The organism is Flavobacterium chungbukense (genome assembly GCF_020805785.1).
Classification (GTDB): domain Bacteria; phylum Bacteroidota; class Bacteroidia; order Flavobacteriales; family Flavobacteriaceae; genus Flavobacterium; species Flavobacterium chungbukense.
Genome location: NZ_JAJGZV010000004.1, coordinates 266,554 through 290,770 on the forward strand (window position 1 = coordinate 266,554; position 24,217 = coordinate 290,770).

Below are 24,217 nucleotides of genomic sequence, written 5' to 3' on the forward strand. Positions count from 1 at the left end.
CAGCATTAGCAAACTCAAATAATTTATAAGACCTTTGCACACTTTTTTTCGGGAATACCACAAAAGTCTAAAGTTTTAGAAATGAAGAAGAAAATCGAAATATTAGCTCCTGCTAAAGATTTAATTGGAGGAATGGCGGCCATAAATAGTGGCGCAGATGCAGTATATATTGGTGCACCACAATTTGGAGCGCGCTCTAATGCCAACAATTCTATTGAAGATGTTGCTGCTTTGGTACAATATGCGCACTTGTTTAACGCTCAGGTTTTTGTTGTTATGAATACCATTTTGTATGACAACGAATTAGAAACTTGCCGTTCAATGATTTGGGAATTATACGATATTGGTGTAGATGCTCTGATTATTCAGGATATGGCGATTATGGAAATGGACTTGCCTCCTATCGTACTTCACGCCAGTACACAAGCTAATAATCGTGATGCCGATAAAATTAAATTTCTTAAAGATGCCGGAATTAAACGTGTGGTTTTAGCGCGCGAATTGAACTTGCATCAAATTAAAACGATTTACGACGAAGCTGATGTTGAACTAGAGTTTTTCGTAACCGGAGCCTTATGTGTTTCATTTAGTGGAAACTGTTATATGAGTGTGGCTAACGGAGAACGCAGCGCCAACCGTGGTTCTTGTGCACAAAATTGTCGTTTACCTTATAACTTAATTGATGGAAACGGAGAAACTTTAATCAGAAACAGTCACTTACTTTCGATTAAAGATTTAGATATTTCTGAGCAAATCCCAAATTTGATTGAAGCTGGAATTGTTTCCTTTAAAATTGAAGGCCGATTGAAAGATGTTGTTTACGTAAAAAACAACGTGTCTTACTTACGTCAAAAACTAGATAGTTATTTAGAAGGCGCAGGAAGCGAAAAATACATGAAAGCTTCTTCTGGAACTTGTACATATACTTTTGATTCTTCTTTAAGCAGAACCTTCAACCGTGGTTATACGGATTATTTCGTAAACGAAAGACACAGTTCTATTGGTTCTTGGGAAAGTCCAAAATCAAAAGGACAATATATTGGAAAATTAATTAGAACTGTTGGAAATGCTTACGAAATTGAAAACGGCGAATTATTAAACAACGGTGACGGACTTTGCTTCATCAACGAAAATAATGAAGCCGATGGAATTTACGTAAACAAAGCCGAAAATGGTAAAATTTACCCGAACGTTTTAAAAGAAGTAAAAGACGGAACTTTCATCTACAGAAATAACGACGCTGCTTTCATCAAAATTGTGGAGAGAGAAGACAGCGCTGTTCGTAAATTAAGCACCACTTTGTTACTTACAGAAACAGAAACTGGTTTTGAATTAATCGCAACTGATGAAGACGGAAATGTAAGTATCGTTAATTTAGAACATGCAAAAGAACAGACCAAAACTGGCGAATCAATAGAAGAAAACATTAAAACACAATTGGCAAAAACAGGTTTTACACCTTATACTGCTAATGAAATCAACATTATGTTTTCGCAAAACTGGTTCCTTCCTATTTCAAAAATTAACGAAATGCGAAGAACCGTTTACGATCAGTTGACAGAAATTCGTTTGGCAAACTACAAACGTGAAGAGCACCAAATGGTAAAAACGTCACATCCATATCCTGAAACCAAATTGGATTTCATGTACAATGTTTCGAACAAAACGGCTCGTAAATTCTACGAACGTCATGGTGTTACCGAAATCGAAAAAGCATTCGAATTGCAATGGGATCCAGGAAAATCGCGTGTAATGACAACAAAATATTGTATCAAATACGAATTGAAAAAATGCCCGATACATCAAAAAGACATAGTGGGTGTTAAAGTAAAAGAACCATTGGTTTTAAAACAGGGAGAACTTGAATATAAACTAAAATTCAACTGCAAACCCTGCGAAATGGAAATCTGGGAAAAAGATGCTGAATTTGAGATCGAAGAAGATCATTTTCATTAATATACAAACCGATACTTTTAAAAGAAGTATCGGTTTTTTATTTTGGGCGTGCCCCTCCGGGTCGGGCTATCCGTTACAAGTCCTCGCCTGTTCGTTCCTCACGACTGTGGGCTTTCCACTTCTATCCCTCACGCGAACGGGCTTATAAGAACTTTTACGTTTGTAACACCCTCAACCTTGTCATTTCGAGGAACGAGAAATCGCACGCGGGATTCCGCAAAGTAAAGCGCCAATCTTTATCGAGCATCTAGTGTGATTTCTCGTTCCTCGAAATGACAAACTATAATAATTACTTTATTTAAAAAACAAATCGGTTATTAAATTAAATCCGTCGAATCTCCAAAATCTACGTGAGAATAAATTTCATTTTATTTATCTTTACTCTCAAAATAATTTTAAATGGAATCAAAAAACAACATTCAAAAACATGCAATTATTGCTGGTTTTTTTGTGACCTCTTTTTTTCCACTTTTAATTTTTTCAAAAAGCCTTTTCATCGACTTATGTATACAAATATGTGATTTTGGTGTTTTTTGGAACCCTATATTTTGGGGAATTTTATTCCCACTATTTATTATTTTTCTCTTTTGGAATACTGCTAGAAAATTAAACTACTCGTTAGATCAAACAACTTATTTTCAAGATTGCTCCCAGTTTTCTTTTGGAGTAAGTTCTAAACTTATAATATCACTTTTTACAATTTACATAATCGGACAATTGGTTAATGGACTGTCTGTTGTATTAAAATCACAAATTCCAGATATCATTCTGTTTTCGATACTAATGATTTTATTCCTATCATTTGTATTAATGATTTTAACTTTTATAAGCAGTTTAATAATTGTAAAAGCAAGCCAAAATACCCAAACTTTAAATCAAACAAAATGAAAATACTACTCCTAGGTTCAGGCGAATTAGGCAAAGAATTTGTCATTGCCGCACAACGAATCGGACAAACCATAATTGCAGTTGACAGTTACGAAAATGCTCCCGCCATGCAGGTTGCACACGTTTTTGAAGTCATCAATATGCTCGACGGCGAAGCGCTGGACCGAATCGTAACCAAACACCAACCCGATTTTATCGTTCCAGAAATAGAAGCCATTCGCACCGAACGTTTTTATGATTACGAAAAACAAGGAATTACCGTTGTTCCTTCAGCGAAAGCGGCAAATTTTACCATGAATCGCAAAGCCATTCGTGATTTAGCAGCAAAAGAACTTGGTTTGAGAACTGCAAAATACGAATACGCAACTTCAGCAGAAGAACTTCAAAAAGCTGTTCAAGAAGTTGGAATTCCGTGTGTAGTAAAACCTTTAATGTCATCATCAGGAAAAGGACAATCAACAATCAAAACAGAAAACGATATAGAAAAAGCATGGCAATATGCCGTTGCTGGTTCGCGTGGCGATGTTATCGAAGTGATTGTTGAAGCTTTTGTCGATTTTCATTCAGAAATTACGCTTTTAACGATTACTCAAAATAACAACCCAACTTTGTTTTGCGCTCCAATTGGTCACAGACAAGAAAGAGGTGATTATCAGGAAAGCTGGCAACCGGCTTTGGTATCAGAAAAGGATTTATATGAAGCTCAGGATATGGCCGAAAAAATTACGGAAGCGCTTGGCGGTGCCGGACTTTTTGGTGTTGAATTTTTCCTAACGAAAGAAGGCGTTTATTTCTCTGAGCTTTCTCCCCGCCCGCATGATACCGGAATGGTAACTTTAGCAGGAACGCAGAATTTTAACGAATTTGAATTGCATTTGAGAGCGATTTTAAGTCTTCCGATTTTTGAAATTACTTTAGAAAAAGCTGGCGCAAGTGCTGTAATTTTAGCATCAGAAGATTCAGCCAATCCAACTTTCAGCGGAATAGAAAAAGTAGCCGCTTTACCCAAAACCGATTTCAGGATTTTTGGAAAACCGACGTCAAGACCCTACCGAAGAATGGGTGTGGTTTTAAGCCACGATACACTTTCAACTCCAATTAACGAAGTAATAGAACGTGCCAAAGAAACGGCAAAATTAATAACTGTAAATTCTTAACTATGAAAAATATACTTTTAGCGACTTTCATTTTTATCGGAATCGCAGTACAAGCACAAGACAAAAAGAAATTTGACAAGCCAACAGTCGTTGAGGCTTCATGCGGAGAATGCCAATTTGGAATGAAAGGCAAAAGCTGTGATTTAGCCGTACGTATTGACGGAAAATCTTATTTCGTTGACGGAACAACCATTCACGATCATGGAGATGCACACGCTGAAAAAGGTTTTTGTAATGCAATCAGTAAAGCTTTAGTTACAGGAGAAATCAAAGGAGATAGATTTAAAGCAACTTCATTTACCTTAATCGACGATAAAAAATAATGGCATTAATTCTCGAAAACATTGCCAAACACGTTTCTCTGACACCAGAAGAACAGGCGCTTTTTTTATCTAAACTAGAAACCAACACTTACAAAGCCAAAACGCTTTTATTAAACGCCGGCGAAGTCTGCAAACATTCGTATTTTGTAAACTCTGGAATTTTAAGAAGTTTCAATATCAACGACAATATTGTTGAACATGTCTTATCGTTTGCCTGCGAAGGCTGGTGGATGAGCGATATGTATAGCTTTTTTTCACAAAAACCAGGACAACTTTTTATTGAAGTTCTGGAAGAAGCCGAAGTTGTTTCTTTATCAAAAGAAAATCAGGAACAGTTATATCTTGAAATTCCAAAACTGGAACGCTTTTTCAGGATTTTAATTGAAAATTCATTGGTTGCCAATCAACAGCGATTAATGGATAACTTAAGTTTACCTGCCGAAGAACGCTTTGAAAAATTCACTAAAAAATATGGAACATTAGTTCACAAAGTTCCTCAAAAACAAATCGCTTCTTTCATTGGTGTAACACCAGAATTTTTCAGCAAAATGAAAGCCAGGCTTTTGAAGAAATAGTTTTTTTTGCCACAGATTAAAAGGATTAAATAGATTAAAAAAATATTGCCACGAATTACACAAATTTCCACGAATTAATTGATTTAAAAATTAAAATAAAATTCGTGGAAATTTGTGTAATTAGTGGCGAAAAAAAAAATCCTTTTAATCCTTTTAATCTGTGGCAAAAAAATAAAGCCAGTTCAATGAACTGGCTTTTCTTTTGAATTAAAATTGCTCAACCTCAGTAGAATGTTTCATCGCTGTTATTGCCGATTTTCCTAACATAACCGTATTCTGTACAGCGTCGAAATAAGAAGTTCCCACAAAAACCTGATGTTTTACTGCTCTGAATCCGTTTTTTTGTAAAGCGAATTCGCGTTCCTGCAATTCAGAATATCCTGCCATTCCACGTTCTTTATAGGCTTTAGACAATTCGAACATACTGGTATTCAAAGCATGGAATCCTGCTAAAGTGATAAATTGGAATTTATAGCCCATTGCAGCTAAATCTTCTCTAAAGGTTTCCATTTCGGCAATTGATAATTTTGCTGCCCAATTGAAAGATGGAGAACAATTGTATGCCAGCATCTTATCTGGGAATTCTTTTTTCATAGCCGTTGCAAACTTTCTTGCATAATCCAGATCCGGATTACTGGTTTCCATCCAAATTAAATCAGCGTAAGGTGCGTAACTCAAACCTCTTGCAATTCCTTGATCGATTCCGTTATTTACATAAAAGAAACCTTCAGCCGTTTTTTCGCCAGTTAAAAACTTTCTATCTCTTGGATCGGCGTCGCTTGTTAATAAATTTGCTGCATCAGCATCTGTTCTAGCAACGATTAAAGTCGAAACGCCCATAACATCTGAAGCCAGTCGCGCAGCAATCAGTTTATTAATTGCTTCTTGTGTTGGAACCAAAACCTTTCCGCCCAAGTGTCCGCACTTTTTAGCAGAACTTAATTGATCTTCAAAATGAACTCCAGAAGCTCCCGCTTCAATCATCGATTTCATTAATTCGAAAGCATTTAAATTTCCTCCAAAACCTGCTTCGGCGTCAGCTACAATTGGCACTAAATAATCTTTTCTATCTTCAATATTGTTAACCGTCTGAATCTGATCGGCACGTAACAACGCATTATTGATTTTTCTAACAACCATCGGAACGCTGTTTACAGGATAAAGCGATTGGTCAGGATACATTTCCCCCGCCAGATTTGCATCAGCAGCAACCTGCCAACCGCTTAAATAAATCGCCTCTAAACCTGCATCGACTTCCTGAATTGCCTGATTTCCAGTCAATGCTCCCAAACCCGCTACATAATCCTGATTTTTTAACTTTCTCCATAATTTCTCTGCACCTATTTTAGCAATAGAATGTTCGATTTTATACGATCCCTGTAGCGTTACTACTTCACTCGCAGTATAAGGACGCTCAACGCCTTTCCATCTTGGGTTCGTGATCCAATCGTTAATCAATTCCTGAATTCTGTCTTCTGTTGTTTTCATAAATAGTTTAGTTAAAGTGGTTAGTAAAGCATTTCATTCAATTAAAAATTGAGAATTAAAAATCAAAAATCTTTGTTATCTGCTAAATCTTGCTGATTTTTTTTTAATTTTTAATTCTCAATTTTTAATTGTTTAGAGGTATTTGTAGCACGGAATCGTTAGAAAATCAACAAAATGTAGATTTACAACCAGTCTTTCCAACATTTTTTCAGCTAATGGAAATTGCTGTTTTTCGTGATTTTCCTCTCCTAATTCTTCTTTGATCTTTTGAAATTCATCAAAAGCAAGTTTATGATAATATGCCAAATCAAGCTTTTTACCATTATCTAGAATTACTTTATTCTGAAGCCATTGCCACAGTTGTGATCTCGAAATTTCTGCTGTCGCCGCATCTTCCATCAAATTATGCAAAGCAGCTGCACCTTGTCCGTTTAGCCATGAAGCGAGATACAAAACCGCAACATTGATATTTTTTCGAACACCATTTTCTGTAATCAATCCGATTGGTGGTTCAATCAAATCTGCTTCTGTAATTCTTCGATGCTCTCTTTTTACGTGAATCTGATTTGGAGTTGGCATTCCTTTATCAAAAATCTCTTTTGCCACGGCAACCAAATCTGGATGTGCTACCCAAGTTCCGTCGTGGCCGTTTCGAACTTCACGTTCTTTATCGGTTTTCACTTTCGCGAAAGCTGCTGCATTTGCTTCTTCATTATTTCTAATCGGAATCTGTGCAGCCATCCCGCCAATCGCATGGATTCCTCGTTTGTGACATCTCTGAATTACTAGATTTGAATAGGCATTCATAAAAGGCGAAGTCATATTTACCTGATCACGATCTGGAACAATGAATTTTGGATTCTTTCTAAACTTTTTGATATAAGAAAAAATGTAATCCCAACGCCCACAATTTAAACCAACAATATGTTCTTTTAACTCGTAAATGATTTCATCCAGCTGAAAACTCGCCGTTATGGTTTCAATTAAGACCGTCACTTTTATGGTACATCTTTTTAGATTCAAATAATCCTCAGTAAAATCAATTACATTATTCCACCATCTCGCCTCTAAATAATGTTCTAGTTTCGGAATGTAGAAATATGGCCCTGAATTATTTTCTAAAAGTTTTTTATGATTATGAAATACATACAAGCCAAAATCTACCAAAGATCCAGAAACCTCATGACCTTCAATTAAAATATGCTTTTCTGGCAAGTGTAAACCTCTTGGGCGAACAATTAGCGTTGCGATTTTTTCATTTAAATGATAGGACTTTTGCTTTGCCAAATCGGTAAACGTAATCGTTTTGTTAACAGCATCAATCAAATTCACTTGTCCATCCATTAGATTTTGCCAAGTTGGCGAAGTACTGTCTTCAAAATCGGCCATAAAAGTTTTTGCTCCTGAATTCAAAGCATTAATAATCATTTTGCGATCAACCGGACCTGTAATTTCTACTCTGCGATCCAATAAGTCTTTCGGAATTTCTCCTGCTGTCCAGTTTCCTTCTCGAATACTTTTTGTTTCTGGAATAAAAACCGGCATAATTCCCTGATCAAAATTGACTTGTTTTTGTTCGCGCTGCAAAAGAAGCAACTTACGCTGTAATTCGAATTTTCTGTGCAATTCGGTTATAAAAACAATCGCTTCTTCTGTCCAAATTTTTGGATAACGAAGCTTCTTTTCGGCTAAAAATTCCATTGCCGTTTCGATAATTTCAGTTTGGTTTCTCATAGCTGTGGTTTTTAATTTTTATTAGAAACAATTGAATCATCTTTGTGTTTTTCAAAACATCAAATCATAACAAACTGATAACTAATATTTTCTACACCACAATATTAGCAAAAAGTTTTTTACAAAACAAGCGAACGTTCGCTAAAAATGAAAAATAATTTTTTGGCGATTATTTCTAGAATAACTATATTTGGTTCATGGATATTGAAAAAGACTATATAAAGCTGATCTTCGGACTAAAATTGAAGCAAGTCAGAACGCAAAAAAATCTGTCTCTTTTTGGCTTGGCCAAATTGACAAATCTTTCAAAATCGTACTTAAACGAGATTGAAAAGGGAAAAAAATATCCAAAAACAGACAAAATTTTGCTTCTATGTGAACATTTGGATGTGACTTACGACCAAATGGTATCATTAAAACTGGATAACAACCTCGCTCCGATTGGCGAAATTCTAAAATCAGGAATTTTAAAAGAGATTCCTTTAGAATTGTTCGGAATTCAAGAAACTGATTTAATTGATATTATTGCCAATGCTCCTGCAAAAGTCAATGCTTTTATCAGTACCATTTTTGAAATTGCCCAACATTATAATTTAAGCCGTGAAAGCTTCTTTTTGGCTTCATTACGCTCTTATCAGGAAGCACATAGCAATTACTTTGAAGACTTAGAGGAAAAGGTAATTGCATTTTCAAAATCTTTCCAGATTAACCTCGATTCTAAAATCAGCGTTGAAGAACTGGAAGCCATTTTAAAAGAAGAATACGAATACGTCATTAAAGAAATTGCTTTTACAGATCAAGAAGCTTTGGGCGATTTGCGTTCGATTTATGTTCCCAAAAGCAAGACTTTATTACTTTCGACCGAACTAGATTCTCCGCAGAAAGCTTTTATTTTAGCAAAAGAAATTGCTTATAATTATCTAAAAATTTCCGATCGCTTATTGACTTTCAGTTGGATTAAGTTTGAAAATTTCGATCAAGTTTTGCACAACTTTTATGCTTCTTATTTTGCTGGCGCTTTATTATTGCCTAGAAAATTGGTTGTAGATAAAATCAATTCTTTTTTAGAAAACGAAAAACCAAAACCGCAAGAATTTGTTTCATTGATTGAAAGTTTTGAAGTCTCACCAGAATCGTTTTACCAAAGGCTGACCAATTTACTACCGAAAGATTTTCAGCTGAAAAATTTATTTTTTTTAAGATTATCACATAAAATAGGTTCCGATTTTTATCAGATAAATAAAGAATTACACATTACGCATCAGCAGGAACCACATGCCAACGAAACCAATGAGCATTATTGCAGAAGATGGGTTTCGGTAAAAACCATTGACGAGGCCATCAAACAAAATAAATCTCATTTTTTCGATGCTCAAATATCCAGCTACGCGAATAGCGGAAACGAATATTTGGTTTTTTCATCGGCTACAAAAGATCCTTTTTCGCATGATACCATTAGAAGTATTTCTGTTGGGATTTTGATTAATCCAGCAATGAAAAAGAAATTTAAATTTATTGAAGGCAAACCTTTAGTTAAACGAATTGTTGGCGTTACTTGCGAAACCTGCGCTGTTCACGATTGCCTAGAAAGAGCTGCTCCTCCAATTATTCTAGAAAGAAAGAAACGACATGAGAATACGGACATGGTTGTGCAGCAGTTTATTAATCAATACAGTTAGAATTTTATGAAATATTTTGCTTTACTTATCACCTTACTTTCTATTAACTTCATTCAAAAAACGGACAAACTTACCGGACGTTACAATTATTTGATAGAAAACGACAATTCTTATATCCAAAAAGATAAAATTACTTTCAGGGACAGCATTTTTGCTTTTGACAACAAATACTTGCCAAAAGGAAAAGTTTCTTATGGAAATGTAATACTACTAGATAATTTTATCAATACTGATTTGATTATAAGCATTCCGAAAGACCAGATTACAAAAGATACAATTCCTTTTTTTATGCATGATAAGAAAAGTTCTGCTGCGAATTATCTTGATGAAGTTGTTGGGAAAGGAAAATTGATTAGGATTAAATAATTCGAAACAATCTTGTCATCTCGACGAAGGAGAGATCACACTAGAAACTCTGATTCAATAATCGCCAATCTTTGTTGCCCCACTTTGAAGAATGGATTAAAATCCATCCCTACAATATGTTTTGTTCCTTCGGAACGTTTTCCCTTTTCGTCTATTCAACTTCTGAAAACAAAAACTTCTAAATTAGCCCCGATAGAAGTGGAAATCCTTTTGTGTCTCGTTTCTTTAACGAGACACAAAAGATTGCAACGGATAGCGGGACTAAACGTCTTTTGAAAACTAAAATTTCTGCTCCAGAAAAAACTTAGCATCTCAGCATCTTAGAACCTTAGCACCTTTTCTTAATCTAGGTTAAGTGCTTTTCCTCTACATCGACCGTATCTTTGTACTATAAAATTAACAAAAGGACAAATCATGGAAAATATAGTATTACATAAAGCAGACACAAGAGGAAACGCAAATCATGGATGGCTTAACGCTTATCACAGTTTTAGTTTTGCAAGCTGGTACAATCCAGATAGAATTCAGTTTGGAGCGCTTCGTGTTTTGAATGATGATACGATTGCTGCGGGAATGGGATTTGGAACACACCCGCACGATAATATGGAAATTATTACGATTCCACTTGAAGGAGATTTGGCGCATAAAGATAGCATGGGAAATACTGAAATCATCAAAAATGGTGATATTCAGGTTATGAGCGCTGGAACTGGAGTACAGCACAGTGAATTTAACCCGAATGAAGATCAGCAGACTAAATTGTTGCAAATCTGGTTGTTTCCAAATAAAAGAAACGTTGCGCCACGCTACCAACAAATCACTTTAGACGTTGCTGACAGACATAATAAATTGTCTCAGATTTTATCTCCAAATGCAGATGATGAAGGCGTTTGGATTCACCAAGATGCCTGGTTTAATATGGGTAATTTCGATTCTGGATTTACTACTGAATATAAAATCAAAAAAGAAGGAAACGGAGTTTACGCTTTCGTTTTAAAAGGAAATGTAACCGTAAACGGTCAGGAATTAAACAGCCGTGATGCAGTTGGAATTTCAGGCACAGATATTTTAAACATCAAAGCAAATACAGACGCTGAAATTTTATTAATGGACGTTCCGATGAATTATTAATTCGAAAACAAAAAACAATTAATACCTGTATGCCGAAACGATAACGAATCTATTAATCAGATTGTTATCGTTTCTTTTTTTACATAAACTTTACACTCAACCAAAAAAGAACACTTAAATTTATAAGTATAAGTTTCTTTTAAAGAAATCTAAATCTTTCATTTCTTAATCTAGGTTAAGTGCTTCAGGACAACTGTCACCGTAACTTTGTCCTATCAAAATGAAATAAATTAATTATTAAAAAAATAAAATTATGGCAACTACAAAATGGTCAATTGACCCAACCCACTCAGAAATTGGTTTTAAAGTTAAACACATGATGTTTACAAATGTTTCAGGAAAATTTGGAACTTACGACGCTACAATCACTACAGACGGAGACAACTTCGAAAATGCTACTATCGAATTTTCTGCTGATATCGCTTCAGTAGATACTGCAAACGCAGACAGAGACGGACATTTAAGAAGCGGAGATTTCTTTGATGCTGAGAATCATCCAAAATTGACTTTCAAAGCTTCTTCTTTCAAAAAAATCAATGAAGGAAGCTATGAAATTACTGGAGATTTAAACATTAAAGGTGTTTCTAAAAGTGTAACTTTTCCTGTAGAATATAGCGGAATCTTAACTGATCCTTGGGGAAATACAAAAGTAGGTTTAAGCATAGAAGGAAAAATCAATCGTAAAGATTGGGGTCTAAACTGGAACTCAGCTCTTGAAACTGGTGGTGTTTTAGTTGGCGAAGAAGTAAAATTAAACATTGAATTACAATTTGTAAAACAAGCTTAATTTTTAAAAATAGGTTTTAATTTGGTTGGCTAAAGAGCCTGCACTTTTTCTCGGAGTGCAGGCTTTTTTTTTGGTTTGCCACTAATTACACTAATTTTCACTATTTTTTTTCTTTCCCAACTGGAAATTTTTTTTGGCCACAGATTAAAAGGATTTTCACTGATTATTTATTCGTAGCAATGCAGAAAAAAAAATCTTTTTAATCCTTTTAATCTGTGGCAAAAAAAAAAAAAAAAAATCAACGCAAAGCATTTCGAAATTCCGTCGGAGACATTCCTGTTTGTTTTTTGAAGAATCTGGAGAAATACGAATAGTCATCGTAGCCTACTTTGAATGCTACTTCGTTTACCGCTAATTGTTTGTCGATCAACATTCTTTTTATTTCCAGAATTACGCGATCTGTAATCACTTCTGTGGCTGTTTTTTGGAGAATTTCGTTGCAGATTCTGTTTAAATGTTTCAGCGTTATATTTAGTTTTTCCGCATAAAAAGAAGGCAATTTTTGAGTTCTGAAATATTCTTCTAAAAGCGACTCAAACTTATTGATTTTAATGTTGTACGAATGTGTTTGATGCGAATAGGTTTCGCTATATTTTCTTGCGACTTCGATATGAATGCAATCAAGCAAATTCAATAATTTATCCAATTGATATTTATTATCTTGAATGTTTTCCTGAATGAGCAAATCAAAATAAGGCTGAATTTTCGAGATTTCTTTTTCTTCAAAAACCATTTCTGGTCGGTTTTGAATGGAATGGTAAAAATTATAATCATTAATTTTTTTCTGTCCAAAATATAAATTGTACAATTCCTGCGAAAAGATAATTACAAAGCCTTCAATATCTTCAGATAGATTCCAATGATGCATTTGCCCCGGCTGCAAAACAAATAAACTTCCTCTTTTGATTTCGAATTGATCAAAATCGACTTCGTGAAATCCCGAACCTTTTGTAAAAAATACCATTAAATACGAATCATGACGATGCGGTTCTTCGACAAAACTGTGACTTTTTAAGTGTTCTGTAAAAGTATTAACGTAAAAATCGCGATGGATATCATTACAGCTGAAATTCTGAACACTATAAATGGGATATCGTTTCATAAATAAGTATTATTTATTTTTTTGATTATAAAAATCACCGTTTTCCATTTTGTAATTTGGAATTTGTTTTTTAAAATTTAAATCAAAAATGTCTTTTTTGTGCTATAATAAGCGAAGATATAAAAAAGACTTTTAATTCATTACAAATTACCTTTGTATAAACAAAAATCAACAATATCATGTCAAGCGCATTAACACATATTTTAAAAAACGAATGTCCTGTTTGTCATAAAGGAAAAGTTTTTACTGACAAGAATATCTTTTTAAATTTCAGTTTCCCTAAAATGAATGAACATTGCAGTCACTGTAATTATAAATTCCAAAAAGAGCCTGGTTATTTCTTTGGCGCAATGTACGTAAACTACGGATTAACAGTTGCTCAGGGAATTGCAACATATTGTATTGCCCAATTTTTCTTTGAGAAAAATTTTGATTTGAGAATTCTTCCCATTATTGCTATAACCATTACTTTATTCACTCCGTTTAATCTCAGATTTTCAAGGTTAGCATGGATTTATATGTTTAAAGGTTATACGAGCTAAAAAAATATTACTTTTGCGTTCCAATTGAAACTAATTTTCAATTTTAAAAAAAAGTAAAAATTAAATTAGACAAATGAAAGCATACGTATTTCCAGGTCAAGGCGCGCAATTTACAGGAATGGGCAAAGACTTATATGAAAATTCGGCTTTAGCCAAAGAATTATTCGAAAAAGCCAATGAAATTTTAGGTTTTAGAATTACAGATATCATGTTTGAAGGCACTGCCGAAGAACTAAAAGAAACTAAAGTTACACAGCCGGCTGTATTTTTACACTCTGTTATTTTAGCTAAAACTTTAGAAGATTTCAAACCAGAAATGGTTGCAGGACATTCATTAGGAGAATTTTCAGCTTTGGTTGCTAACGGAACTTTATCTTTTGAAGATGGTTTAAAATTAGTTTCTCAACGCGCTTTAGCTATGCAGAAAGCCTGCGAAATTACACCGTCTACAATGGCTGCAGTTTTAGGATTAGCTGATAATGTTGTCGAAGAAGTTTGCGCTTCTATTGATGGAGTTGTGGTTGCTGCAAATTATAACTGTCCTGGACAATTAGTTATTTCGGGCGAAACTTCAGCTGTTGAAAAAGCTTGTGAAGCTATGAAAGCTGCGGGTGCAAAACGCGCTTTAATTTTGCCTGTTGGTGGAGCTTTTCACTCACCAATGATGGAGCCAGCAAGAGAAGAATTGGCTGCTGCAATTGAAGCAACTAATTTCTCTACTCCTATCTGTCCAGTGTATCAAAATGTAACTGCAAGTGCTGTTTCTGATGCAAACGAAATTAAAAAGAACTTAATCATTCAATTGACTGCGCCAGTAAAATGGACACAATCTGTACAGCAAATGATCGCTGATGGAGCTACATTATTTACTGAAGTTGGGCCAGGAAAAGTTTTAACTGGATTGATTAATAAAATAAACAAAGAAGCTGCTGTTGCTAATGCTTAATTTTTAAGTGTTCAGTCGCAGTGACAGTTTTCAGTTAAAAACTACACACATAAAAAAGCTCTGAAAAATAGATTTTTCAGAGCTTTTTGTCATTCGACGGAGGAGAAATCTTCGCAAGAAACTCTACATAGAAAGTCCAAAAACTTTGCCGAGCTACTTGCGAAGATTTCTCCTCCGTCGAAATAACATACTAAAAGGAAAGCAAAAAAGACATATACTTTTAGAATTTACATTACAAAACTTTCTTTTCCTTCTTTTTGTAATTAATAATAAAAACTCCCAAAATGATCAGGATTGTTGCAATTATAAAATCAACGGTAATTTTTTCATCCAAAATAAGCCAACCAAAAAACACCGCAATTATAGTGTTTATATAGGCTAAAATAGAAACCTGAACTGGAGTAACGTGTTTCAGAGCATAATTATAGCTAAAAAAAGCAATTACAGATCCAAAAACCGACAAATACAATGCTGCTAAAATACTTTTAGTACTCCATAAATTCACATCAATAGTGGGCGAAAAAATAAATGCCAAAACAATCTGAATGCATGAAGCCATTGTAAACTGGTAAAATAAATTAAGAACTATATTTTTAGATTTATTCCCATGAATTTTGGTATAAATTGTTCCGGCTGCCCAAGCGGTAATTGCAAATCCCATAAACATCATTCCGATTCTGTAATCGGCATCTAAAAAAGATCCTAATCCATCTTTAAATATAAAAACAACTCCCGAAAATCCTATTACAACCCCAATAAATCCTCTTAAACTTGGCTTTTGTAATTTAAACAAAATACTGCCCAAAAAAATAAGTATAGGAGCCATAGCACTGATTACCGAAGCTAGTCCGCTTGGCACAGTCTGTTCAGCAACGGTTGTAAAACCATTCGCTACTACGATCATCAAAATAGAAGGAACGAGCTGATGTTTTAAATTTTCCCAGCCAATCCATTTCAATTCTTTTTTAAACAATAAAATAATCATCATGATTATTCCCGCCAATCCCTGACGAATTGAAGTTACAAACCAAGGCGGAATCGTTTCAACCGCAACACGAATTCCTAAAAATGTTGTTCCCCAAATAATTCCAACCGCTGCGAGAGCAAAAATTAATTTATAATCTAAATTTTGTTTCATAAAAATCTCTTTAAAAAAAATCCCAAATTATATTGCTATAATCTGGGACTTTAAAAATTTATAATTTTATTTAAAAAATTATTTATTCCTCACCTTTTGTTCCCATTTCCAAGCGCTCGACATTGCTTCGTCTAAGCTTAACTCAGCCTTCCACCCTAAGACATTATTTGCCTTATCTGTATTTGCATAAGCTTCTGTGATATCACCTTCGCGACGTGGTTTAATTACATACGGAAGTTTTTTATCGCTTACTTTCTCAAAGCTATGAATGACTTCTAGAACCGAACTTCCTGTTCCTGTTCCTAAATTAAAAGTTTCAACTTTCGCTAAATTCTTTTTATTCAATAAACGCTGTAAAGCAATTACGTGTGCTTTTGCTAAATCAACCACATGAATATAATCACGAACAGCAGTTCCGTCTGGTGTTGGATAATCATTCCCAAAAACAGATAATTCCTGGCGCAATCCTGCTCCTGTTTGCGTAATAAACGGAACTAAATTTTGAGGAACACCTAAAGGCAATTCGCCAATTTCTGTTGACGAATGCGCTCCAACCGGATTAAAGTAACGCAGTAAAATAGCACTGATATTCGTAACTTTTGCTGTATCTGTAATAATTTCTTCTCCAATCTGTTTTGTATTTCCATACGGAGACATTGCCGTTTGAACAGGAGCATCTTCTGTAATTGGCATTTTTTCGGCTTGACCATAAACTGTACAAGACGAACTAAAAATAAAACTCGCTTCAGGTTTTTGTTGTAATTCCTGCAAAAGATATATTAAACTGCTAATATTGTTTTCATAATACAATAAAGGCTGTTCAACACTTTCACCAACTGCTTTTGAAGCCGCAAAATGAATTACCCCAGTAACATCATTATGTTTTTTAAAGAAATCCTGAACGGAACTTTTTTCTCTTAAATCAATTTTTTCGAATAAAGGCGTTTTTCCCGTAATGGACGTAATTCCTTTTAAAACATCTTCTGAAGAATTGGAAAGATTGTCAATTATCACTACTTCGTAGCCTTCATTTTGCAATTCGACTACCGTGTGAGAACCTATAAACCCTAATCCTCCTGTTACTAATACTTTCATTTTGTGGTTGTTTTTCGCGGTTATTATAGTTTAAATTTTTATTTATTTAAAAATTCTAAAACAGAGTCAGTAATAAATTTAATCTGCTCATCATCAAGTTCTGTATGCATTGGCAGAGCGATTACTTCTTGTACTAGTTGGTTCGTTACAGGAAACTGCTCTTCTTTATAGCGAGGATCCAAATAAGCTTTTTGAGAGTGCAACGGAATTGGATAATAAATCGCACATGGAATTCCTTTATCCAATAAATGCTGCATTAAAGCATTTCTGTCTGCATCTAAAATTCTTAATACATATTGATGAAAAACGTGATCATTTTCGTTTTCATCAAAATCTGGTGTAACGATATGTGGATTCCCAGTGAAAGCTGCGTTATATTTTGTTGCTGCTAAACGACGTGCCTGATTGTATTCATCTAAAAGAGGCAATTTTGCATTTAAAACTCCAGCCTGAATACTATCTAAACGTGAATTTACTCCCACAACATCATGATGATAACGCTCGTACATTCCGTGATTTACGATTCCGCGGATGATATGAGCCAATTTATCATCATTTGTAAAAATTGCTCCTCCATCTCCATAACAACCTAAATTTTTAGATGGAAAGAAAGAAGTCGCGGCAACATGACCAATTGTACCTACTTTTGATTTTGTTCCTGATTTAGAAATATAATCAGCACCAATGGCTTGCGCATTATCTTCAATTACATATAAATTATATTGCGCTGCAATTTCCATAATCGCATCCATATTCGCAGCTCGTCCAAATAAATGCACCGGAACAATTGCTCTTGTTTTTGGAGTAATTGCTTTTTTTACAGCATCAATATCGATATTCATATTAGTCATATCAACATCAACCAAAACTGGAGTCAATTGTAGCAAAGCAATAACCTCAACCGTAGCTGCAAAAGTAAAATCGGCAGTAATAACCTCATCTCCTGGCTGAAGACCTAAACCCATCATAGCTATCTGCAATGCATCAGTTCCGTTCGCACAAGGAATAACATGTTTTGCGCCCAAATAATCCTCAAGATTCTTTTGAAACTGGTGAACTAAAGGCCCGTTGATATAAGTATTTGTATCCAAAACTTCTTGAATAGAAGCATCTACAGTAGATTTTATTTTTTCATATTGACTTTTTAAGTCAACCATTTGAATTTTTTTCATTTTTGAATTTATTTTAAAATTAAAGAAGCTGTTTTCACACAGAAATCTCTAAAGGGAGCAACAAAAATAGTTATTAATCACTTCAAACCAATGAAAATAGTCGAAAGAAATGTAATTTAGCTGCAAAAAAAATTACATGCTTTTTTTATACAATCTACTCATACATATCGCAGGATTTTTCTTAAGAATCATCGCCTTATTTAGTCCGAAAATTAAGCTTTTTGTTGAAGGCAGAAAAAATGTATTTTCAATTTTAAAAGAAAAAATAAAAGCAGACGACAAAACGATTTGGTTTCATTCAGCTTCATTGGGTGAATATGAACAAGGACTTCCGGTTATAGAAAAAATCAAAGAAAAATATCCTTCCCATAAAATAATTGTAACTTTTTTTTCACCTTCTGGATACGAAGTGCGTAAAAATAACACAGTGGCAGATCTAACGCTTTATCTTCCTTTGGACACAAAAGCAAATGCTAAAAAATTCATCAAACTTGTTCATCCAGAACTTGCTTTTTTTATCAAATATGAATTTTGGCTGAATTATCTAAAAGAGTTAGAAACAAACAAAATCCCTACTTATTTAATTTCAGGAATTTTTAGAGACAACCAAATGTTCTTTAAATGGTATGGCGGATTTTACAGAAAAGCATTGAAAGCTTTTACCTACTTCTTTGTTCAAAACGAAAAATCAAAGCAAAAAATAAAAAGCTTAGGCTTTAATAATGTAATTGTTTCTGGCGACACTAGATTTGATCGTGTAAATGCCATTTTACAACGTGACAACTCTTTAGATTTTATAGAAAACTTCAAGAACAATGAACCTGTTATTGTAATTGGGAGTTCTTGGCCAAAGGACGAAGTTATACTTGCAGACTATATCAATCAAGCTTCCGAAAATGTAAAATTCATTATTGCTCCGCACAATATTAAAGCTGATCAAATTGAAAACCTTAAATCTCAGATTACAAAATCAACTATATTATATTCTGAAAAAGAAAACATTGATTTATCTAAATACAATGTATTAATTGTAGATACAGTCGGCTTATTAACCAAAATTTACAGCTACGGAACGATCGCTTACGTGGGTGGTGGTTTTGGAAATCCTGGAATACATAATATTTTAGAACCTGCCACTTTTGGAATTCCAATTGTAATTGGCCCTAATTATTCTAATTTCGCAGAAGCCGTTTCGCTCGTACAATTAAAGGGCTGCAATGTTATTTCTAATGCAGAAGAACTTAAAAATGCATTTGATAAGCTTTTATTAGACCGTTCTTTCTTTGAAGAAAAGAGCAAAATCTGCAGTTCATTCATTCAAAACAACAAAGGCGCCACAGAAACCATTATGAAAATTGTTTCTTAAATCCTTCAAATCGCATCATTTTAATTCACAAAATGAAGTTTTATTATACAAAAAGAACACAAAACTATAATTTTACAACTATTTACAAATCGAAATAATCCTTAAAAAACAAAACAAACTACAACAAACCTAATTAAAAGAGCCAAAATAGCAACAGAATTTTCAACAAAAAATAAAATAGACAAAACATACCGTAATATAATTTATTTTTACTATTTTGGCATATTATTTGATAAATAACATAATCGTGAGTAAGGAAAATATTTTAAAAAAAAAGTGAAAAAATATTTTACATATTAAAAAATTTATATCTTTGCCACGAATTAATAATTAACCTTTTATAATAAAGTAAGATGAAAAAAGTATTTTTAAGTTTAGCTGTTGTTGCTGTTTTAACTGTTGTATCTTGTAAAAAAGCTGACGCTGCTGCTTCAGAAGCTGCTGTAGATTCTACTGCTGTTACTGTTGATTCAGCTGCTGCTGTTGTTGATTCAGCTGCTGCAACTGTTGATTCTGCTGCTGCTAAAGTTGATTCAGCTGCTGCTAAAGTAGAAGAAGTAAAAAAATAATTAGAACCTAAGTTCTAACGATTTTAAAACCATCATTTAGATGGTTTTTTTTATGATTAATTTTAATATTAATCTACTTCAATAAAAAAAAAAGCGTTTACAAATTGTAAACGCTTTTTTTATTGTTATTCTGCAGCCTCATCTTCATTTTCTTCTTCATCTCCAAAAATAGATTCACTCGAAGAGAAATCCAAAATTTCCGACTTAGAAGAATAAGTCACAATCTCTTTTATTCCTTTTTGCAAAAGCAATTCCGTACTATATTTTCGACTTGTAGCAAAGTGAACCTCACCCAACATCAGTTTAAAAAAATACTTCCCTCCAGAGCCTTTAAATTTTAAAAACCTCGCCAGCTCAATGTTCTTTTTAAACTTCTCAATATCCTCTTCACACTCAAACCTCAACTCATAACTCAAACTTGTAAAAATAACTTTCCCTCTACGCGAAGTAAAAGTAAATTTATATTCATCATTAAATCGCTTGCTAATTACAAAAGCACCCATATTTGAATTTTAGATTTTAGATTGTTGATTTTAGATTGTCGCTTTTAAACCCTCAGAACCTTAGAATCTCAACACCTTAGCACCTTTTAAAAGTTTACATAATAAAAAAAGCCTCTTCAAAAGAAGAGGCTTTAGTACTCAGAGCGGGACTTGAACCCGCACGAACATTGCTGTTCACTGGATTTTAAGTCCAGCGTGTCTACCAATTTCACCATCCGAGCATTATATGGTTTTGAGCGAAAAACGGGGCTCGAACCCGCGACCTCGACCTTGGCAAGGTCGCGCTCTACCAACTGAGCTATTTTCGCATTTCAAATCTTAAAAAGAACTCGCAACACTTGATTTGTTTCGTATTGCGAGTGCAAATTTAGGACATTTATTCAATTAAACAAGTATTTTTCGAAAAAAAAATCGACTTATTTTATAACATTCTGATAACCTAAACTTTAAAATTTAATTTTTCTTGAATTTACTTTTTAACGAGCATTCTTTTAATCTCATTCAGTTTCATTAACGCTTCAACAGGCGTAATTGCATTAATATCGAGACTTAAGATTTCCTCTTTTATTTCTTCCAACAAAGGATCATCCAAATTAAAGAAACTCATTTGCATTTCATCATTTGCCGCTTTTATACCGTTTAAGGCATCACTTGAATGATTCTTCTCCAATTTCTTTAAAAGTTTCTGCGCTTTTGAAATAACCAGTTGAGGCATTCCGGCCATTTTAGCCACGTGAATTCCAAAACTATGTGCGCTTCCTCCTTTTACCAGTTTTCTAACAAACAAAACAGTGTCTTTTAATTCTTTAACTGCCACATTAAAGTTCTGAATTCTCGGCAATGATTCTGTCATTTCATTTAATTCATGATAATGCGTTGCAAAAAGTGTTTTTGCTCTTCCAGGATGTTCATGCAAAAATTCAGCAATTGCCCATGCAATCGAAATTCCATCATAAGTACTCGTTCCTCTTCCAATCTCATCCAAAAGCACCAAACTGCGGTCTGAAATATTATTCAAAATAGAAGCCGTTTCGTTCATTTCGACCATAAAAGTAGATTCGCCCATCGAAATATTATCTGAAGCTCCAACTCTGGTAAAAATCTTATCTACAATTCCCATTCTAACGCTATCAGCAGGTACAAAACTTCCCATTTGAGCCAAAAGCACAATTAACGCTGTTTGTCTTAAAATAGCCGATTTACCCGACATGTTTGGCCCGGTAATCATAATAATTTGTTGCGCTTCTCTATCCAAGAAAACATCATTAGCAATATAAGGAGTTCCAACCGGCAGTTGTTTTTCAATTACAGGGTGTCGTCCGTTTTTGATATCCAACTCAAATGTCTCGTCAATTTCAGGCTGCACGTACTGATTTTCTACAGCCATTTGTGTAAATGAACACAAACAATCTAGTTGCGCAACTAAATATGCATTCATTTGAACAGGCTTAATATAAGTAGAGATCCAAGCGACTAATTGCTCAAAAAGTTCGCTTTCTATTTTATATATTTTTTCCTCAGCGCCTAAAATTTTGGTTTCGTATTCTTTTAATTCTTCTGTAATGTAACGCTCTGCATTCACTAAAGTCTGCTTACGAATCCATTCTTCTGGAACTTTGTCTTTATGTGTATTTCGAACTTCAATATAATAGCCGAAAACATTATTGAAAGAAATTTTCAATGAAGAAATTCCTGTTCTTTCTGATTCTCTTTTTTCAATTCCTTCCAAAAATTCTTTTCCAGAAGTCGAAATTGCTCGTAATTCGTCTAATTCTTCACTAATTCCTTTTGCAATGGCATTTCCTTTTGAAATCGCAACAGGCGCATCTTGATTTAAAGTGGTTTTAATTTTTTCACGAAGCAAATCACAAGCGTGTAAACTGTCTCCAATTACTTTAACAGCTTCCTGCGGACTTTGAAGCGCCAATGTTTTTATTGGAATAATTGCATCAAGAGATTCTTTCAAATAAACTATTTCACGAGGCGAAACTTTTCCTGCTGCAATTTTAGAAATCAAGCGTTCTAAATCTGAGATCTGCTTGATTTGATATTGAATGTTATGCAGAATTTCAGGATTTGATTTTAAATAGGCCACAACCTCATGACGACCTTTAATTTTGTTCGCATCTTTTAAAGGCAGAGCCAACCAACGTTTCAATAAACGTCCTCCCATTGGAGAAAGCGTTTCATCAATAACATCCAAAAGCGTAACCGCATTCGGATTATAACTGTGATATAATTCTAAGTTTCTAATCGTAAAACGGTCCATCCAAACATAAGCATCTTCTGCAATACGCTGAATTGCCGTAATATGTTGCACACGATTATGCTGTGTTTCTGACAGATAATACAAAATTGCACCAGAAGCAATGATTCCTTCTTTCAGTTCTTCGACGCCAAATCCTTTTAAAGAAACCGTTTGAAAATGCTTAGTCAATGTTTCTAAAGCATAATCTTCCTTATAAATCCAATCTTCTAAATAAAAACTATGAAAATCTTCTCCAAAAGCAGCTTTAAAATCACTTTTATTATTCTTTGGAACCAAGACTTCGCTCGGGTTAAAATTCTGCAATAATTTATCAATGTATTCTGCATTTCCCTGAGCCGTTAAAAACTCTCCCGTAGAAACATCTAAAAAAGAAATTCCGATATTTTTATTAGCAAAATAAACCGATGCTAAAAAGTTATTTGATTTGGATTGCAAAACCTCATCGTTCAAAGAAACTCCCGGAGTTACAAGCTCCGTTACACCTCTTTTTACAATTGTTTTGGTCATTTTTGGATCTTCCAACTGATCACAGATAGCAACACGAAGTCCAGCTTTCACCAATTTTGGCAAATAAGTATTTACAGAATGATGCGGAAATCCAGCCAAAGCCGTTTCTGTATCAGAGCCCGCTCCTCTTTTAGTTAAAGTGATTCCTAAGATTTTAGAAGCTCTAATGGCATCTTCTCCAAAGGTTTCATAAAAATCTCCTACTCTGAAAAGCAGACATGCATCAGGATATTTAGCCTTGATTTCGTTGTACTGTTTCATTAAGGGTGTTTCCTTCACCACTTTCTCTTTAGCTGCCAAATTATTATGTTTTAAATGAAAAATTAAGACAGCGAATTTATGATTTTTTGGTGGCATATGAAAAGCTTCAAAAATTAAAATATTTTAAGATATTTTTAGGTTCTGATTTAAGTTTTTTACATAGCTTTGTTTATCATTAAAAAAAGACCCTTAAAGATGAAAAAAATAATCTTATTTGCTATGTTAGCTGTTGCTGGTATCACGGCTACTAATGCACAAACAACTAAAAAAGCTAAAGCTACTAAAGTTGCTAAAGTAGAAGGAGCTGGAATGGCTTTTGAAACTGAAACTATCGATTACGGAACTATCGCTCATAATGCTGATGGAAAACGTGAATTTGTTTTTGTAAACAACGGAACAAAACCATTAATCATTACAAACACTCAAGGATCTTGCGGATGTACTGTTCCAACTACTCCAAAAGAGCCAATTGCTCCAGGAGCTAAAGGTGTTATTGGTGTTAAGTATGCTACAGATAGAGTTGGTGCATTTACAAAAACAGTAACTGTAACTTCTAATGCAGAAGGACAACCTACAAAAATCCTTACTATTAAAGGTACTGTTTTACCAGATCCAGTAAAAAGCTAATCTGAAAAACATTTAAAATAATCAAAAAGCTTCCTT

The 24,217-nt window shown here is 34.1% G+C and carries 22 protein-coding genes and 2 tRNA genes; 14 read left to right on the plus strand and 10 right to left on the minus strand.

What is annotated here, in order from left to right; translation table 11 throughout:
* Positions 1-81 precede the first annotated feature (81 nt).
* The 5 genes from LL966_RS15125 (at position 82) to LL966_RS15145 (ending at position 4,899) form a co-directional block, all read left to right on the plus strand.
* Entirely contained in the window at positions 82-1,956 is a 1,875-nt protein-coding gene (locus LL966_RS15125) for a peptidase U32 family protein (RefSeq protein WP_229354431.1), read from the plus strand.
* 399 nt (positions 1,957-2,355) lie between these two features.
* Positions 2,356-2,844: a hypothetical protein gene (locus LL966_RS15130; RefSeq protein WP_229354432.1), complete on the plus strand. Its 489-nt coding sequence runs from the start codon at positions 2,356-2,358 to the stop codon at positions 2,842-2,844.
* Positions 2,841-4,001, plus strand: a complete 1,161-nt coding sequence (purT, locus tag LL966_RS15135; protein WP_229354433.1) for a formate-dependent phosphoribosylglycinamide formyltransferase — start codon at positions 2,841-2,843, stop codon at positions 3,999-4,001. The genes LL966_RS15130 and purT overlap by 4 nt, the downstream gene beginning before the upstream one ends.
* A 2-nt stretch (positions 4,002-4,003) precedes the next feature.
* Positions 4,004-4,324 (plus strand): DUF6370 family protein, encoded by a 321-nt coding sequence (locus LL966_RS15140; RefSeq protein WP_229354434.1) that lies wholly within the window; start codon positions 4,004-4,006, stop codon positions 4,322-4,324.
* Positions 4,324-4,899, plus strand: coding sequence for a Crp/Fnr family transcriptional regulator (locus LL966_RS15145; RefSeq protein WP_073407828.1), 576 nt, complete (start codon positions 4,324-4,326; stop codon positions 4,897-4,899). The genes LL966_RS15140 and LL966_RS15145 overlap by 1 nt, the downstream gene beginning before the upstream one ends.
* A 207-nt stretch (positions 4,900-5,106) precedes the next feature.
* Here the strand turns inward: LL966_RS15145 and aceA are convergent, their stop codons facing one another.
* Positions 5,107-6,387 (minus strand): isocitrate lyase, encoded by a 1,281-nt coding sequence (gene aceA / locus LL966_RS15150; protein ID WP_229354435.1) that lies wholly within the window; start codon positions 6,385-6,387, stop codon positions 5,107-5,109.
* A gap of 132 nt (positions 6,388-6,519) precedes the next feature.
* Positions 6,520-8,121 (minus strand): malate synthase A, encoded by a 1,602-nt coding sequence (gene aceB / locus LL966_RS15155; RefSeq protein ID WP_229354436.1) that lies wholly within the window; start codon positions 8,119-8,121, stop codon positions 6,520-6,522.
* Between the two features lie 197 nt (positions 8,122-8,318).
* Between aceB and LL966_RS15160 the strand changes: the two genes are divergently transcribed.
* The 4 genes from LL966_RS15160 to LL966_RS15175 all read left to right on the plus strand — a co-directional run bounded on the left by LL966_RS15160 (position 8,319) and on the right by LL966_RS15175 (position 12,084).
* Positions 8,319-9,800: a helix-turn-helix domain-containing protein gene (locus LL966_RS15160; RefSeq protein ID WP_229354437.1), complete on the plus strand. Its 1,482-nt coding sequence runs from the start codon at positions 8,319-8,321 to the stop codon at positions 9,798-9,800.
* 6 nt (positions 9,801-9,806) lie between these two features.
* Complete coding sequence (locus LL966_RS15165; protein WP_229354438.1) at positions 9,807-10,166, plus strand: hypothetical protein; 360 nt, start codon at positions 9,807-9,809, stop codon at positions 10,164-10,166.
* Between the two features lie 414 nt (positions 10,167-10,580).
* Entirely contained in the window at positions 10,581-11,297 is a 717-nt protein-coding gene (locus LL966_RS15170; protein WP_229354439.1) for a pirin family protein, read from the plus strand.
* 253 nt (positions 11,298-11,550) lie between these two features.
* Entirely contained in the window at positions 11,551-12,084 is a 534-nt protein-coding gene (locus LL966_RS15175) for a YceI family protein (protein WP_229354440.1), read from the plus strand.
* Between the two features lie 238 nt (positions 12,085-12,322).
* Here the strand turns inward: LL966_RS15175 and LL966_RS15180 are convergent, their stop codons facing one another.
* A complete protein-coding gene (locus LL966_RS15180; RefSeq protein WP_229354441.1) occupies positions 12,323-13,186 on the minus strand; it encodes a helix-turn-helix domain-containing protein in 864 nt (287 codons plus the stop codon).
* 179 nt (positions 13,187-13,365) lie between these two features.
* Between LL966_RS15180 and LL966_RS15185 the strand changes: the two genes are divergently transcribed.
* Complete coding sequence (locus LL966_RS15185) at positions 13,366-13,728, plus strand: DUF983 domain-containing protein (protein ID WP_229354443.1); 363 nt, start codon at positions 13,366-13,368, stop codon at positions 13,726-13,728.
* 73 nt (positions 13,729-13,801) lie between these two features.
* On the plus strand, positions 13,802-14,674 hold the full coding sequence (gene fabD, locus LL966_RS15190; RefSeq protein WP_229354445.1) for an ACP S-malonyltransferase: 873 nt from the start codon (positions 13,802-13,804) through the stop codon (positions 14,672-14,674).
* Between the two features lie 232 nt (positions 14,675-14,906).
* Here fabD and LL966_RS15195 read toward each other — a convergent pair whose 3' ends face one another.
* The 3 genes from LL966_RS15195 to LL966_RS15205 form a co-directional block, all read right to left on the minus strand.
* Entirely contained in the window at positions 14,907-15,812 is a 906-nt protein-coding gene (locus tag LL966_RS15195) for a DMT family transporter (RefSeq protein WP_229354446.1), read from the minus strand.
* A 78-nt stretch (positions 15,813-15,890) separates the two neighbouring features.
* Positions 15,891-16,907: a UDP-glucose 4-epimerase GalE gene (gene galE / locus LL966_RS15200; RefSeq protein ID WP_229354447.1), complete on the minus strand. Its 1,017-nt coding sequence runs from the start codon at positions 16,905-16,907 to the stop codon at positions 15,891-15,893.
* A 38-nt stretch (positions 16,908-16,945) separates the two neighbouring features.
* Complete coding sequence (locus tag LL966_RS15205) at positions 16,946-18,079, minus strand: DegT/DnrJ/EryC1/StrS family aminotransferase (RefSeq protein WP_229354448.1); 1,134 nt, start codon at positions 18,077-18,079, stop codon at positions 16,946-16,948.
* A gap of 136 nt (positions 18,080-18,215) precedes the next feature.
* Here LL966_RS15205 and LL966_RS15210 point away from each other — a divergent pair, with 136 nt between their 5' ends.
* Complete coding sequence (locus LL966_RS15210) at positions 18,216-19,445, plus strand: 3-deoxy-D-manno-octulosonic acid transferase (RefSeq protein ID WP_229354449.1); 1,230 nt, start codon at positions 18,216-18,218, stop codon at positions 19,443-19,445.
* Between the two features lie 353 nt (positions 19,446-19,798).
* Entirely contained in the window at positions 19,799-20,014 is a 216-nt protein-coding gene (locus LL966_RS15215) for a PG1828 family lipoprotein (RefSeq protein WP_057117327.1), read from the plus strand.
* A gap of 125 nt (positions 20,015-20,139) precedes the next feature.
* Here the strand turns inward: LL966_RS15215 and LL966_RS15220 are convergent, their stop codons facing one another.
* From LL966_RS15220 to mutS, 4 genes are all read right to left on the minus strand, one after another.
* Positions 20,140-20,517, minus strand: a complete 378-nt coding sequence (locus LL966_RS15220) for a DUF1508 domain-containing protein (RefSeq protein ID WP_229354450.1) — start codon at positions 20,515-20,517, stop codon at positions 20,140-20,142.
* 135 nt (positions 20,518-20,652) lie between these two features.
* Positions 20,653-20,738, minus strand: a tRNA-Leu gene (locus LL966_RS15225).
* Positions 20,739-20,752: 14 nt separating this feature from the next.
* A tRNA-Gly gene (locus LL966_RS15230) sits at positions 20,753-20,825 on the minus strand.
* Positions 20,826-20,986: 161 nt separating this feature from the next.
* On the minus strand, positions 20,987-23,593 hold the full coding sequence (gene mutS, locus LL966_RS15235) for a DNA mismatch repair protein MutS (protein ID WP_229354451.1): 2,607 nt from the start codon (positions 23,591-23,593) through the stop codon (positions 20,987-20,989).
* A gap of 156 nt (positions 23,594-23,749) precedes the next feature.
* Between mutS and LL966_RS15240 the strand changes: the two genes are divergently transcribed.
* Positions 23,750-24,181, plus strand: a complete 432-nt coding sequence (locus LL966_RS15240; protein WP_223709533.1) for a DUF1573 domain-containing protein — start codon at positions 23,750-23,752, stop codon at positions 24,179-24,181.
* Positions 24,182-24,217 lie beyond the last annotated feature (36 nt).

Coding starts and splice junctions, on each gene's coding strand:
- LL966_RS15145 (WP_073407828.1), top strand. CDS start 4,324: ATGGCATTAATTCTCGAAAACATTGCCAAACACGTTTCTCTGACACCA.
- LL966_RS15175 (WP_229354440.1), top strand. CDS start 11,551: ATGGCAACTACAAAATGGTCAATTGACCCAACCCACTCAGAAATTGGT.
- LL966_RS15210 (WP_229354449.1), top strand. CDS start 18,216: ATGCTTTTTTTATACAATCTACTCATACATATCGCAGGATTTTTCTTA.
- LL966_RS15140 (WP_229354434.1), top strand. CDS start 4,004: ATGAAAAATATACTTTTAGCGACTTTCATTTTTATCGGAATCGCAGTA.
- fabD (WP_229354445.1), top strand. CDS start 13,802: ATGAAAGCATACGTATTTCCAGGTCAAGGCGCGCAATTTACAGGAATG.
- LL966_RS15240 (WP_223709533.1), top strand. CDS start 23,750: ATGAAAAAAATAATCTTATTTGCTATGTTAGCTGTTGCTGGTATCACG.
- LL966_RS15220 (WP_229354450.1), bottom strand. CDS start 20,517: ATGGGTGCTTTTGTAATTAGCAAGCGATTTAATGATGAATATAAATTT.
- purT (WP_229354433.1), top strand. CDS start 2,841: ATGAAAATACTACTCCTAGGTTCAGGCGAATTAGGCAAAGAATTTGTC.
- LL966_RS15130 (WP_229354432.1), top strand. CDS start 2,356: ATGGAATCAAAAAACAACATTCAAAAACATGCAATTATTGCTGGTTTT.
- LL966_RS15170 (WP_229354439.1), top strand. CDS start 10,581: ATGGAAAATATAGTATTACATAAAGCAGACACAAGAGGAAACGCAAAT.
- LL966_RS15205 (WP_229354448.1), bottom strand. CDS start 18,079: ATGAAAAAAATTCAAATGGTTGACTTAAAAAGTCAATATGAAAAAATA.
- LL966_RS15180 (WP_229354441.1), bottom strand. CDS start 13,186: ATGAAACGATATCCCATTTATAGTGTTCAGAATTTCAGCTGTAATGAT.
- aceB (WP_229354436.1), bottom strand. CDS start 8,121: ATGAGAAACCAAACTGAAATTATCGAAACGGCAATGGAATTTTTAGCC.
- LL966_RS15195 (WP_229354446.1), bottom strand. CDS start 15,812: ATGAAACAAAATTTAGATTATAAATTAATTTTTGCTCTCGCAGCGGTT.
- aceA (WP_229354435.1), bottom strand. CDS start 6,387: ATGAAAACAACAGAAGACAGAATTCAGGAATTGATTAACGATTGGATC.
- LL966_RS15165 (WP_229354438.1), top strand. CDS start 9,807: ATGAAATATTTTGCTTTACTTATCACCTTACTTTCTATTAACTTCATT.
- LL966_RS15185 (WP_229354443.1), top strand. CDS start 13,366: ATGTCAAGCGCATTAACACATATTTTAAAAAACGAATGTCCTGTTTGT.
- galE (WP_229354447.1), bottom strand. CDS start 16,907: ATGAAAGTATTAGTAACAGGAGGATTAGGGTTTATAGGTTCTCACACG.
- LL966_RS15160 (WP_229354437.1), top strand. CDS start 8,319: ATGGATATTGAAAAAGACTATATAAAGCTGATCTTCGGACTAAAATTG.
- LL966_RS15215 (WP_057117327.1), top strand. CDS start 19,799: ATGAAAAAAGTATTTTTAAGTTTAGCTGTTGTTGCTGTTTTAACTGTT.
- LL966_RS15125 (WP_229354431.1), top strand. CDS start 82: ATGAAGAAGAAAATCGAAATATTAGCTCCTGCTAAAGATTTAATTGGA.